This window comes from Streptomyces sp. NPDC046939 (genome assembly GCF_040644575.1).
Classification (GTDB): Bacteria; Actinomycetota; Actinomycetes; order Streptomycetales; family Streptomycetaceae; genus Streptomyces.
Window position 1 is genome coordinate 125,391 of sequence record NZ_JBEYWV010000026.1, and the last position, 12,985, is coordinate 138,375.

The 12,985-nt window shown below is 71.9% G+C and carries 12 protein-coding genes; all 12 read left to right on the forward strand.

Annotated features, from left to right (window positions below; genetic code table 11):
• The first annotated feature begins 45 nt into the window (after positions 1-45).
• The 12 genes from mshD (at position 46) to pstB (ending at position 12,698) form a co-directional block, all read left to right on the forward strand.
• The gene (gene mshD, locus ABZ877_RS26905; protein ID WP_361075556.1) at positions 46-981 is read left to right on the forward strand and encodes a mycothiol synthase; all 936 of its coding nucleotides are present in this window, start codon (positions 46-48) and stop codon (positions 979-981) included.
• Positions 982-1,076: 95 nt separating this feature from the next.
• Positions 1,077-1,496, forward strand: coding sequence for a GntR family transcriptional regulator (locus ABZ877_RS26910; RefSeq protein ID WP_361075559.1), 420 nt, complete (start codon positions 1,077-1,079; stop codon positions 1,494-1,496).
• Positions 1,493-2,401: an ABC transporter ATP-binding protein gene (locus tag ABZ877_RS26915; protein WP_361075562.1), complete on the forward strand. Its 909-nt coding sequence runs from the start codon at positions 1,493-1,495 to the stop codon at positions 2,399-2,401. Before ABZ877_RS26910 ends, ABZ877_RS26915 begins: the two co-directional genes overlap by 4 nt.
• Positions 2,398-3,381 (forward strand): hypothetical protein, encoded by a 984-nt coding sequence (locus ABZ877_RS26920; protein ID WP_361075565.1) that lies wholly within the window; start codon positions 2,398-2,400, stop codon positions 3,379-3,381. Before ABZ877_RS26915 ends, ABZ877_RS26920 begins: the two co-directional genes overlap by 4 nt.
• Positions 3,378-4,322 (forward strand): hypothetical protein, encoded by a 945-nt coding sequence (locus ABZ877_RS26925; RefSeq protein WP_361075568.1) that lies wholly within the window; start codon positions 3,378-3,380, stop codon positions 4,320-4,322. Before ABZ877_RS26920 ends, ABZ877_RS26925 begins: the two co-directional genes overlap by 4 nt.
• Positions 4,323-4,611: 289 nt before the next feature.
• Positions 4,612-6,903 (forward strand): RNA degradosome polyphosphate kinase, encoded by a 2,292-nt coding sequence (locus tag ABZ877_RS26930; protein ID WP_361075611.1) that lies wholly within the window; start codon positions 4,612-4,614, stop codon positions 6,901-6,903.
• A gap of 22 nt (positions 6,904-6,925) precedes the next feature.
• On the forward strand, positions 6,926-7,879 hold the full coding sequence (locus ABZ877_RS26935) for a CHAD domain-containing protein (protein ID WP_361075613.1): 954 nt from the start codon (positions 6,926-6,928) through the stop codon (positions 7,877-7,879).
• On the forward strand, positions 7,876-8,310 hold the full coding sequence (locus ABZ877_RS26940; protein WP_361075571.1) for an NUDIX hydrolase: 435 nt from the start codon (positions 7,876-7,878) through the stop codon (positions 8,308-8,310). The genes ABZ877_RS26935 and ABZ877_RS26940 overlap by 4 nt, the downstream gene beginning before the upstream one ends.
• Positions 8,311-8,529: 219 nt before the next feature.
• A complete protein-coding gene (gene pstS, locus ABZ877_RS26945) occupies positions 8,530-9,660 on the forward strand; it encodes a phosphate ABC transporter substrate-binding protein PstS (RefSeq protein WP_361075573.1) in 1,131 nt (376 codons plus the stop codon).
• A gap of 119 nt (positions 9,661-9,779) precedes the next feature.
• Positions 9,780-10,787 carry a phosphate ABC transporter permease subunit PstC gene (gene pstC / locus ABZ877_RS26950; protein ID WP_361075577.1) on the forward strand — a complete coding sequence of 336 codons (1,008 nt, stop codon included), beginning with the start codon at positions 9,780-9,782 and terminating at the stop codon, positions 10,785-10,787.
• Positions 10,784-11,863, forward strand: a complete 1,080-nt coding sequence (gene pstA, locus ABZ877_RS26955; protein WP_361075580.1) for a phosphate ABC transporter permease PstA — start codon at positions 10,784-10,786, stop codon at positions 11,861-11,863. Before pstC ends, pstA begins: the two co-directional genes overlap by 4 nt.
• A 58-nt stretch (positions 11,864-11,921) precedes the next feature.
• Positions 11,922-12,698 (forward strand): phosphate ABC transporter ATP-binding protein PstB, encoded by a 777-nt coding sequence (pstB, locus tag ABZ877_RS26960; protein ID WP_361075583.1) that lies wholly within the window; start codon positions 11,922-11,924, stop codon positions 12,696-12,698.
• Positions 12,699-12,985 lie beyond the last annotated feature (287 nt).

The following is a 12,985-nucleotide window of genomic DNA, read 5'->3' on the forward strand; positions in this document are numbered from 1 at the left end:
CTGGTTGCCGCCACCTGGCCACGGCTCCGCCGTACCCTCGTCCCCATGACCACCGACCCCGCCTCCGCCAGCGATCCGGTCCGCCCAGGACGCCAGATCGAGACCCTTTCCGCCCTGACCGACGCGCAGGCCGCCACCGTGCTCGCGCTGCTGACCGACGCCGCCCGCGCCGACGGTCAGCAGGCCGTCTCGGAGCAGGGACGGCTGCAACTGCGCGGCGGCGAGCGCGAGGGCGTGCACCACTTCCTGCTCACCGTCGGCGGGGAGCTGCTCGGGTACGCGCAGCTGGAGGACACCGACCCGGTCGAGGCGCCGGCCGCCGAGCTGGTCGTGCACCCCGGCTTCCGCGGGCGCGGCCACGGCCGGGCGCTCGGCGCCGCGCTCCTCGCCGCCTCCGGGAAGCGGCTGCGGGTGTGGGCGCACGGCGGGCACGGCGCGGCGCGCCACCTCGCGCAGGTGCTCGGCCTGTCCCTCTTCCGCGAGCTGCGGCAGATGCGCCGACCCCTGACCGGCCTGGACCTGCCCGACCCCGTGCTGCCCCCGGGCGTCCGCGTGCGCACGTTCGTGCCGGGGCAGGACGACGCGGCCTGGCTGGCGGTGAACGCGGCAGCCTTCGCACACCACCCCGAGCAGGGCTCCCTCACCCAGCGCGACCTCGACGACCGCAAGGCGGAGCCGTGGTTCGACCCGGCGGGCTTCTTCCTCGCGTTCCGGGGCGACGAGCTGGTCGGCTTCCACTGGACGAAGGTGCACGCCGAGGAGCGGCTCGGCGAGGTGTACGTGGTGGGTGTCGCCCCGGGGCAGCAGGGTGGCGGGCTCGGCAAGGCGCTGACCACGACGGGCCTGCGCCACCTGGCCGCGGCCGGGCTTCCGACCGCGATGCTCTACGTCGACGCCGACAACAAGGCGGCGGTGAGCGTGTACGAGCGGCTCGGGTTCAGCACGTACGAGACGGACCTGATGTACCGCACGGAGTCCTGACCAGCACCTTTGTCCCGTGGGGGTGGCGTCGCTTGACGCCACCCCCTCTCTTGCATCACCCTTTCACTACTTGATTAGTGAAAGGGGGTACGCCTGTGGCCGAGCGCGAGCACGCGATCGAGTTCCGGATCGACCGCCACAGCGGCGTCGCCACCTACCTGCAGATCGTCCACCAGACCGAGCAGGCCCTGCGCCTCGGCCTGCTCGAACCCGGCGACAAGCTGCCCACCGCCCGTGAGGTGGTGGAGGCGACGGCCATCAACCCGAACACCGTGCTCAAGGCCTACCGCGAGCTGGAGCGTTCGGGGCTGGTCGAGGCGCGCCGGGGCCTGGGCACCTTCGTGCGCAGGTCCCTCGGGTCCGCGCCCGCCGACTCACCGCTGCGGGCGGAGCTCGACGACTGGGCGAGACGGGCGCGGGAGGCGGGGCTCGACCGCGAGGACGTGGCCGCCCTGTTCGGCAGCGCGTTGGAAGCACACTTCAGCACCACCAGCACCACCAAGGGGACCCCATGAGCACGGCCATCGAGGCGACCGGCCTCGTCAAGCGGTACGGGCGGCACGGCACGGCCGCCCTCGACGACTGCTCGTTCCGGCTGCCGACGGGCCGGATCAGCGCGCTCGTCGGACCGAACGGGGCGGGCAAGTCCACGCTCCTCTCGATCGCCGCGGGCCTGCTGCGGCAGAGCGCCGGCCGGATCGAGGTGCTCGGCGGCGTCCCCGGCGCCGCCCGCCCCAAGGTGGCCTATCTCTCCCAGGACAAGCCCCTGTACCCCCAGCTCTCCGTCGCGGACACCCTGCGCATGGGCGCCGAGCTTAACCCGGGCCGCTGGGACGCGGCCTACGCGGCGAGAGTCGTCGAACAGGGCGACCTCGACCCCCGGGCCCGCGTCCGCTCGCTCTCCGGCGGCCAGCGCACCCGCGTCGCGCTCGCCCTGGCGCTCGGCAAGCGGCCCGAGCTGATGCTCCTGGACGAGCCGATGGCCGATCTGGACCCGCTCGCCCGGCACGAGCTGATGGGCACGCTCATGGCGGACGCCGCCGAGCACGGCACCACCGTGCTCATGTCCTCGCACATCGTCGCCGAGCTGGCCGACGCCTGCGACCACCTGCTGCTCCTGGGCGGCGGTCGGATCCGGCTCGGCGGCGGCATCGACGACCTGACGGCCGCGCACAGCCTGGTCACCGGGCGCGGCGACCTGTCCCGGCACACGGTCGTCGAGTCCCGCGCGTCGGGGCGCGGCGTCACGGCCCTGATCCGCCGCGACGGCCCGCTCGACGACACCTGGCAGGTGCGGGAGCCCTCGCTCGAGGAGCTGCTCCTGGCCCACCTCCGGGCGCCCGACGCCCCGGCGCTGCTCACGCCGGGCACCACCGCCCGCACGGGCCGTACGACGACCGGATCGGCGGTGTCCGCATGAGCACGTCGACCATCGAGCGCCCCGGCACCGGGGCCGGGAAGCCCCGGAGCGCCCTGCCCGGCGCCGGCGGCCTGGTCCGCACGGTGCTGCGCCTGCACCGCACGGCCCTGTGGATGTGGCTCGGCTATGTCGCGATCACGCTCGGCCTGCTGCTCTGGCTGTGGGGGCCGGGGTCGTCGGACGCGCAGAAGGCGTTCGACTCCTTCGGCTACAGCGGATCGCAGGGCAACGCCTTTCGCGGCCAGTCCTCCTCCCTCCCCCTCCTCGGCTCCTTCGACGCCGTCTTCTACAACCCGTTGTCGCTGACCCGGATCGCGGCGGTCGCCGTCGCCGTGTTCGCCGCGGGCCCGCTGATCGCCCGGGAGCTGGAGTCGGGCACCGCCCGGTTCGCCTGGACGCAGTCCGTCTCCCCGGCCCGCTGGCTCGCCACGAAGCTGGCCGTGCCCGCGCTGCTCGTCACGGTCGGCACCGCCCTGGTCGTCGTCCTGTACCGAGGGGTGTGGGACGCGCGCGGCCACCTCCTCGTCGCCGGGATCGGCCCGCGCGACTTCGCCTTCTCGATCGGCCCGGCCACGGTCGCCGACGCCCTGTTCGGCCTCGCGTTCGGCGTCCTCGTCGGCCTGCTGGTCCGCCGTACGCTGCCCGCGCTCGCCCTCGCCGGGATCGGCCAGTACCTGGTCGGCGCCCTGCGGGGCAACTCCTGGCCGTTCCAGGGCCGGTACCAGCAGCCCGAGCTGCCCGTCCACAGCAAGGCGCTCACCTCCGGCGGCACGGAGATCAGCGACCCCGGCTGCTACGAGGACCTGAAGTGCCTCGCCCGGCACCATGTCACCGGCTTCACCCGCCACTACCTGCCCTCCCCCGACTACTGGCCCCGCCAGCTCACCGAGACCGGCCTCCTGCTCGGCCTCACCGTGCTCGCCGTCGCGGCCGCGTTCCTCGTCCTGCGCCGCACCCAGCCGAAGGAGACCGCCGCATGAGCCTCGCGCTTCCCAGGCCCCGGGGCCTGACCTGGACCGTCCTGCGACTGCACCAGGTCGCCCTGTGGCTGTGGGCCGGTTACGTGGTGGTGGCGGCGGGCGTGCTGCTGTGGCTGTGGGGGCCGGGCACGAGCGGACTCTCGTACAACGGGCACTGCAAGGCGGACCGCGTCACCGCGTGCGTCCCGGGCGGGCAGACCGCCGACACGTACAGGACCGCGCTGGCCGCCGTCGACGCGTCGCTGAGCTACCTCCCCCTGCTGGTCGCCGTCTTCACGGGCGGTGTCCTCCTCGGGCGCGAGCTGGAGCGGGGCACGGCCCAGCTCGTCTGGACGCAGTCCGTCACCCCGGCCCGCTGGCTCACCACCAAGCTGGCCGTGCCCGCGCTGTTCCTCACCGCCGGCACCGGCCTGCTGCTCGCGCTGCGCCGGGCCGTCGCCGCGGCGGCCCCCGCCCTCAGCGACAACCAGTGGTGGACCGGCGGCTCCTTCGAGCTGCTCGGGACGACGGTCGTCGCGCTGCCTCTCCTGGGCCTCGCCTGCGGTGCGCTCGGCGCCGTGCTCCAGCGCAGGGCGGGCGCCGCCGCGGTCTTCTCCGGCGTGCTCCTGCTCCTGTTGTCCCTGTGCGCCGGCCTGGCCCGCCCATACCTGTGGCCGACCGTGACGCGGTCCGGCTCCGTCGCGCAGGGCTACCCCGGCTTCACCGGCGAGGTCGTCGACGAGGGCGCGCTCACCGGCTCCGGCGCCCACATCGCCGACCCCCTGTGCGTCGACGACCGCGCCTGCCTCACCGAGCACGACATCACCGGCTACTACACGGAGGGCCACCCGCCCGCCCACTTCTGGCCGCTGCAACTCATCGAGACGGCCCTGCTCCTGGCCCTGGCCGCCCTGGCCACGGCCCTCACCTACCGCATCCTGAAGAGAAGAGTCGCCGCATGACGTGCGCCCCGTAAGGGGCGCGGGGAACGGCGCGAGCAACCACCCATCGGCCGGCACCCGGAGAACAACGCTCAACCCCCACGGCGCTGCATCCCGACCCGAACAAAAACTGGGCCGCGCCGTGCCCGCCCCCGGGACGTCATGTCACCGTAACCGGCGATTCAGAACGCCTTGACACGCTCACGGAATGCAGCGCCCCGCCCCCGAACCCGCGCAGACCCCGGGCCCCACCCCGCTGGGCCGCCTCCACATCGCGCCCGAGGAGGGCCCGAGGCGGAAGAATGGGGCCATGAGCCAGTCGAGCCAGTCCAACGCCGCACAGGACCCGACCACCGCCGCGCCGTCGCAGCCGTCCGTGGGCTCGCTCGCCGCGCACCGCCCCCAGCCGGTGGCGGGCGCGGACCACGACCGCGCGGCCGCCAAGCTGGCCGGAATCGTCGCCGACATCGACGCGGACCCGGACGACTACGAGGACGAGTACGCCGGTCAGGACGAGAACGGCGCCGAGCTGCCGCAGGGCCGCTTCCTGGACCGCGAGCGCAGCTGGCTGGCGTTCAACGAGCGGGTCCTCGAACTCGCCGAGGACCCGAACACCCCGCTGTTGGAGCGCGCCAACTTCCTGGCGATCTTCGCCTCGAACCTCGACGAGTTCTTCATGGTCCGGGTGGCGGGGCTCAAGCGCCGCATCGCGACCGGCGTCGCCACCCGCTCCGCCTCCGGGCTCCAGCCCCGCGAGGTCCTGGAGCTGATCTGGAACCGCTCGCGCGAGCTGATGGCGCGGCACGCCGCCTGCTACCAGGACGAGGTCGCCCCGGCCCTGGCCGACGAGGGCATCCACGTCGTGCGCTGGAACGAGCTGACCGAAAAGGAACAGGCCCGCCTCTACACCCTGTTCATGCAGCAGATCTTCCCGGTCCTGACCCCCTTGGCGGTCGACCCGGCGCACCCCTTCCCGTACATCTCGGGGCTCTCCCTCAATCTCGCGGTCGTGGTGTCGAACCCCGTCTCGGGCCACCGCCACTTCGCCCGCGTCAAGGTCCCGCCGCTGCTCTCCCGCTTCCTGGAGGCGTCCCCGCAGCGCTACGTCCCCATCGAGGACGTCATCGCCGCCCCGCGCCACCTGGCGGAGCTGTTCCCCGGCATGACCGTCGAGGAGCACCACATGTTCCGCCTCACCCGCAACGAGGACCTGGAGGTGGAGGAGGACGACACCGAGAACCTGCTCCAGGCCCTGGAGAAGGAGCTGATGCGGCGCCGCTTCGGCCCTCCGGTGCGCCTGGAGGTCGAGGAGACCATCGACTCCGAGGTGCTGAGCCTGCTCGTGCGGGAGCTGAAGATCAGTGAGGCGGAGGTCTACCCGCTGCCCGGCCCGCTCGACCTGACCGGCCTGTTCTCGATCGCGGGCCTGGACCGGCCCGAGCTGAAGTACCCGAAGTTCGTCGCGGGCACGCACCGCGACCTGGCCGAGGTCGAGTCGTCGTCGGCGCCCGACATATTCGCCGCCCTGCGCAGCCACGACGTCCTCCTGCACCACCCGTACGACAGCTTCTCCACCTCCGTACAGGCGTTCCTGGAGCAGGCCGCCAACGACCCGGACGTACTCGCGATCAAGCAGACGCTGTACCGGACGTCCGGTGACTCGCCGATCGTGGACGCGCTGATAGACGCCGCGGAGTCCGGCAAGCAGGTCCTCGTCCTGGTGGAGATCAAGGCCCGCTTCGACGAGCAGGCCAACATCAAGTGGGCGCGCAAGCTGGAAGAGGCGGGCTGCCACGTCGTCTACGGCCTCGTCGGCCTGAAGACGCACTGCAAGCTGTCGCTCGTGGTGCGCCAGGAGGGCGACCAGCTCGTCCGCTACTCCCACGTCGGCACCGGCAACTACCACCCCAAGACGGCCCGCCTCTACGAGGACCTGGGGCTGCTCACCGCCAACCAGGAGGTCGGCGCCGACCTCTCCGACCTCTTCAACCGGCTCTCCGGCTACTCCCGCCGCGAGACCTACCGCCGCCTCCTCGTCGCGCCCAGGTCCCTGCGCACGGGCCTGGTCACGCGGATCGAGAAGGAGGTCCAGCACCACCGGGCGGGCCGGCCCGCGTACGTCCGCATCAAGGTCAACTCGATGGTCGACGAGGCCGTCATCGACGCGCTCTACCGCGCGTCGCAGGCCGGTGTCCCCGTCGACGTGTGGGTGCGCGGCATCTGCGCGGTGCGCCCCGGCGTCACGGGCCTGTCCGAGAACATCCGGGTCCGCTCGGTCCTCGGCCGCTTCCTGGAGCACTCCCGCGTCTTCGCGTTCGGCAACGGCGGCGAGCCCGAGGTGTGGATCGGCAGCGCCGACATGATGCACCGCAACCTCGACCGCCGCATCGAGGCCCTGGTCCGCGTCGAGGACCCGGCCCACCGGGCGGCCCTCAGCCGGCTCCTCGAGACGGGCATGTCCGACACCACCGCCTCCTGGCACCTCGGCCCGGACGGCGAGTGGACCCGGCACGCGCTCGACGCGGAGGGGCGGCCCCTGCGCAACGTACAGGAGATGCTCATTGACGCCCGGAGGCGCCGGCGTGGCACAGCGACACCTTGATTCCGTCCCGGCCCCCGCCACGATCGCCGGTGACAGCGCGGACACCGCGGACTCGGCCCTCGCCTCCTACCTGCGGGAGCAGGCGACCGAGTTCCTGCGCGCGCTGCGCCAGCACCGCGAGAGCGGCGCGGCCGGGGAGACGGCGTGCGCGGCCCGCGCCCTGCGCCGCGCCGCCCGCCGGATCAGCGGCACCCTGCACACGTTCCGCCCGCTCCTGGACGCCGAGTGGTCGGATGCGCTGCGGCCCGAACTGGCGTGGCTGTCCGGCACGTTGGCGCAGGAGCACGCGTACGCGGACCGCCTGCTACGGCTGAACGACGCGCTGCACCGGCTCACCACCGTGACCGCGCGCCCCGTCGTGCACGCGGTCGCCCGGGCGGACACCGGGGTGCCCCCGGCCCGCGAGACCCTCACCCTCGGCGCCGCGAAGGCCGCCGCCCTGCTCGACCGCCAGCTGACCCTCGCCAAGACGCGCGCCCACAGCACCGCGCTCGGCGCCCTCGGCTCGTCCCGCTTCCACGCGGTCGCGGACAACGTCGCCGTCCTCGCCAGCGAGGTCCCGCTGCGCGGCGCCGACACCGAGCTGAAAAAGCTCGCGACCGCCGCCGAGTCCCGGCTCACCGAGGCGGTCGCCGCCCTCCACCCGACCGGGCACCCCTACAACCCGGACGCGGACACGCCCTGGCACCACGTACGCCTCCTGCTCCGGCTGCACCGCTACGCCCAGGAGGTCGTCCCCGGCGGGCCCGCGACCGGCGCCCGCCTCGCCGACGACGAGGCCGCGCACGCCCTGAACGCCCACCGCGACGCCGCCGAGGCCGCGGCCGCCGCCGCGCAGGCCGCCCGCACCCCGCGCATCGCGCCCGCCACGGCGTACGCCCTCGGTGTGCTCCATGCCGACCAGCGCCATCAGGTGGAGGCGGCCAGAACCGCGTTCAGGCAGGCATGGCACCGCGAGGCGGTGGGAACCCCATGACCGTGCGCGCCGACGACACGACCCCCATCCGCGCGGCCGGCTGCGTCCTGTGGCGCCGCTCCCCGTTCGACGACGGCCTGGAGATCTGCCTCGTCCACCGGCCCAAGTACGACGACTGGTCGCACCCGAAGGGCAAGCTGAAGCGCGGCGAGAGCGAACTCGACGGCGCGCTGCGCGAGGTACGGGAGGAAACCGGCCACACGTGCGTCCCGGGGGCCACGCTGCCCACCGCCCGTTACGTGGTCGGGGGCCGCCCCAAGACGGTCGCGTACTGGGCGGCGGAGGCCACGTCCGGCACCTTCACCCCGAACCGCGAGGTCGACCGCGTCATATGGCTCCCCCCGGCGGCGGCCCGCCACCGCCTGACGGAACCCCGCGACCGCAAACTCGTGGACGCTCTACTCACGGCCCTCCACGTCAACCTGACGTAATCCCTCCGTGACCTAACCACACCGCCCGCTTAGGTTCACCCTCCGTTCATTCACGGCCATCGGTCACTTCACCTGATCTGCCTAATTTCGGCCGTGCACGGTGAGTTCCCGCAACAAGGGACCCGCTCACCGTGCACTGAGAAACCCGAGAACCACGCAGACTTCGCACGCCGCCACGGACGACAAGAGGCCGGCGGCTCCTGGAAGGAACATCCGAAGGTGAAGCTTCAGCGCAAGAACCGGCTCCGCGCCCTCTCCCTCGGCGCTCTCGCCGTCTCCGGCGCCCTGGCCCTCACGGCGTGCGGCTCCGACGACACCGGCAACACCACCGGCGGCGGCGCCAGCTCCTCCGCCAAGGCCGGCAACATCAAGTGCGACGACGCCAAGGGCCAGCTCCTGGGCATCGGCTCCTCCGCCCAGGCCAACGCGATCGACGCCTGGCGCCAGGCCTACGCGCAGGCCTGCTCGGGCGTGCAGATCAACTACAAGCCCGACGGTTCCGGCGCCGGCGTCACCGCCTTCAACCAGGGCCAGGTCGCCTTCGCCGGTTCCGACTCGGCGCTCAAGCCCGACGAGATCACCGCCTCCAAGAAGGTCTGCAAGACCGGCCAGGGCATCGACCTGCCGATGGTCGGCGGCCCGATCGCCGTCGCCTACAACGTCTCGGGCGTCGACAACCTCGTCCTGGACGCCAAGACCCTGGCCCAGATCTTCGACTCGAAGATCACCAAGTGGGACGACGCGGCGATCAAGAAGCTCAACCCCGACGCGAAGCTGCCCTCCACCAAGATCCAGGCGTACCACCGCTCGGACGAGTCCGGCACCACGGACAACTTCACCAAGTACCTGAAGGCCACCGCCCCGGCCGACTGGAAGTACGAGGGCGGCAAGGCGTGGCAGGCCAAGGGCGGCCAGTCCGCGCAGGGCTCCTCCGGCCTCGCCCAGCAGGTCAAGCAGACCGACGGCGCCATCTCCTACTTCGAGCTGTCCTACGCCAAGGACGGCGTGAAGACCGTCGACATCGCCACCGGCGCCGCCTCCCCGGTCAAGGCCACCACGGAGAACGCCTCCAAGGCCATCGCCGACGCCAAGATCATCGGCTCCGGCAAGGACCTCGCCCTTGAGCTGAACTACGCGACCAAGGCCGAGGGCGCCTACCCGATCACCCTGGTCACGTACGAGATCGTCTGCGACAAGGGCAACAAGCCCGAGACCCTCGCCGCCACCAAGTCCTTCCTGGGCTACACGGCCTCCGAGGAGGGCCAGGCCGCCCTCTCCGACCTGGGCTACGCCCCGATCCCCACGGAGATCAACACCAAGGTCCGCGAGACCGTCGCCGGCCTGAGCTGACCCGCGTGCGGGCCACCCCACCGACAACGGGTGGCCCGCACCGTCCGGTGCACCGCCGCCAGAAGCCCCGTACGCGACCACGACGCGCGGCAAGGGCTTCGCAGACCGGAGAAAACCCGATGGACATAGCCACGCAATCACCCGCGCCACCCGCGCCCGCCGACCGTCCGACCCCAGCGCAGCAGAAGGCCGCCGCCCGCGGCGCCACCCGCCCCGGTGACCGGGTCTTCCTCGGTCTCTCGCGCGGCTCGGGCATCCTGCTCCTGGTGATCATGGCCGCGATCGCGGTCTTCCTCACCTACCGCGCCTCGCTCGTCCTCACCAAGAACGAGGGCAACTTCCTCACCACCTTCGAGTGGAACGCCACCGCCGACCCGCCCGTCTTCGGCATCGCCGTCCTCGCCTTCGGCACGATCGTCACGTCGATCATCGCCATGGTGATCGCGGTCCCCGTCGCCGTCGGCATCGCGCTCTTCCTGACGCACTACGCGCCGAAGAAGCTCAGCGGCACCATCGCCTACGTCATCGACCTGCTCGCCGCCGTGCCGTCCATCGTGTACGGCCTGTGGGGCGCCCTCTTCCTGGTGCCGCACATGACCGGCCTGTTCAGCTGGCTCGACGACTACTTCGGCTGGACCGGCATCTTCTCCTGGCAGGGCGGCGCCCCGCGCACCCTGCTCACCGTCGGCATCCTGCTCGCGATCATGATCCTGCCGATCATCACCAACGTCTCCCGCGAGGTCTTCCGGCAGGCCCCCCTGATGCACCAGGAGGCGGCCCTCGCCCTCGGCGCCACCCGCTGGGAGGTCATCCGCATGTCGGTGATCCCCTTCGGCCGCTCCGGCGTCATCTCCGCCTCGATGCTCGGCCTCGGCCGCGCGCTCGGCGAGACGATGGCCGTCGCCACGGTCCTCTCCCCCGACTTCCTGATCCACGCCAGCCTGCTCGACCCGGGCGGCGGCACCTTCGCGCAGAACATCGCCGCGAAGTTCTCCGAGGCCAACGACCAGGGCCGCGACGCCCTCATCGCCTCCGGCCTCGTCCTCTTCGTCATCACCCTGCTGGTCAACGGCGCGGCCCGGTTCATCATCGCCCGCCGCAAGGAGTACTCGGGGGCCAACGCATGAGCAACGCGACGCAACCCGCGCCCGCACCCGCGAAGCGCCCCGCCGCCTCCCTCTCCGCCGCGCGCCTGCCCCGCTGGTCGCCCTGGGCCATCGCCCTCGGCTCGATCGCCGCGGCCTGCGCCATCGGCCTGGCCGCCGGCCTGAGCAGCCGCATCCAGTGGGGCCTCATAGCCGCGCTCCTCTTCGTCCTCGTCACCTACGGCATCGCCGCCAAGGTCGAGGGCAAGCGCCAGGCCAAGGACCGCACGGCGACCAGCGTCGTCTGGGTCGCCTTCATCCTGGCCGTCCTGCCGCTCGCCTCCCTCGTCTACGAGACCGTGAGGCGCGGCATCAAGGTCCTCGACCCGTACTTCCTGTCCCACTCGATGGGCTTCGTCACCGCCTACCAGCCCGGCGGCGGCATCTACCACGCGATCCTCGGCACCCTGGAGCAGGTCGGCCTCGCCACCCTGATCTCCGTGCCGATCGGCCTGCTGACCGCGATCTACCTGGTGGAGTACGGCCGCGGCAAGCTCGCCAAGGCGGTCACCTTCTTCGTCGACGTCATGACGGGCATCCCGTCGATCGTCGCGGGCCTGTTCATCCTCAGCTTCTGGATCCTGATCCTCGGCTTCGGCTTCTCCGGCTTCGCCGGCTCGATGGCGCTGTCCATCCTGATGATCCCGGTCGTGGTCCGCTCCACCGAGGAGATGCTCAAGCTCGTCCCCAACGAGCTGCGCGAGGCCTCGCTCGCCCTCGGCGTCCCGAAGTGGCGCACCATCCTCAAGGTCGTCCTGCCGACGTCGATCGGCGGCATCACGACCGGCGTGATGCTCGCGGTCGCCCGCATCGCGGGCGAGACGGCGCCGGTGCTGCTCCTGGTCTTCGGCAACCCGCTGATCAACACCAACCCGTTCGACGGGCCCCAGGCGTCGCTGCCGCTCTACATCTACCAGCAGTACGCGAGCAGCGGCGGCAGCGAGGCGGCGTACGACCGCGCCTGGGCCGCGGCCCTGGTCCTCATCGCCTTCATCATGATCCTGAACCTCGTGGCCCGCGGCATCGCCCGCTGGAAGGCCCCGCAGACGAGCCGCTGACGCGGCCATGGCGCTCACGCGCTCCTCAGCGACTCGACCCGGAAGTAGTGAACAAGTTATGGCCAAGCGCATCGACGTAAGCGGACTCACCGCCTACTACGGATCCCACAAGGCGATCGACGACATCTCGATGACCGTCGAGCCCCGCTCCGTGACGGCCTTCATCGGCCCCTCCGGCTGCGGCAAGTCGACCTTCCTGCGCACCCTCAACCGCATGCACGAGGTCACCCCCGGCGGCCGCGTCGAGGGCAAGGTGCTCCTGGACGACGAGGACCTCTACGGCTCCCACGTCGACCCGGTCGCCGTACGCCGCACCGTCGGCATGGTCTTCCAGCGCCCCAACCCCTTCCCCACCATGTCGATCTTCGACAACGTGGCGGCGGGCCTGAAGCTCAACGGCTCGTACAAGAAGTCCGAGCTGAACGACGTCGTGGAGAAGTCCCTCAAGGGCGCCAACCTCTGGAACGAGGTCAAGGACCGCCTGAACAAGCCCGGCTCCGGCCTCTCCGGCGGCCAGCAGCAGCGGCTGTGCATCGCCCGCGCCATCGCGGTCGAGCCCGACGTCCTGCTCATGGACGAGCCCTGCTCGGCGCTCGACCCGATCTCGACCCTCGCCATCGAGGACCTGATCGGCGAGCTGAAGGAGCAGTTCACGATCGTCATCGTGACGCACAACATGCAGCAGGCGGCCCGTGTCTCGGACCGCACCGCGTTCTTCAACCTCGCGGCGGTCGGCCAGCCCGGCAAGCTCATCGAGATCGACGAGACGGAACGCATCTTCTCCAACCCGTCGGTCCAGGCGACGGAGGACTACATCTCGGGCCGCTTTGGCTAGCCGCCCCTGACCCGGACTCCTCGTGGCGCTGCATGGCGGTGCCGCCACGAGGCCCGGAGAGCCCGCCCCCGTCAGGGGGGCGGGCTCTCCCTTCAAGAGGGGGCTGGTGATCAGCCCCGCCAGGGGCGCGGGGAACTGCGCGCTCAGCCACGAAAAAGCCGCGGACGCGTCTGCTCGTGACATGAGCAGACGCGTCCGCGGCTTTTCGTGGGGTGGGCGCGCCGGTGCCCGCGCCCCAGGGGGGGCCGAAGGCGACGCCCCCCAGACCAAGCCCGACCTAGCCGGCG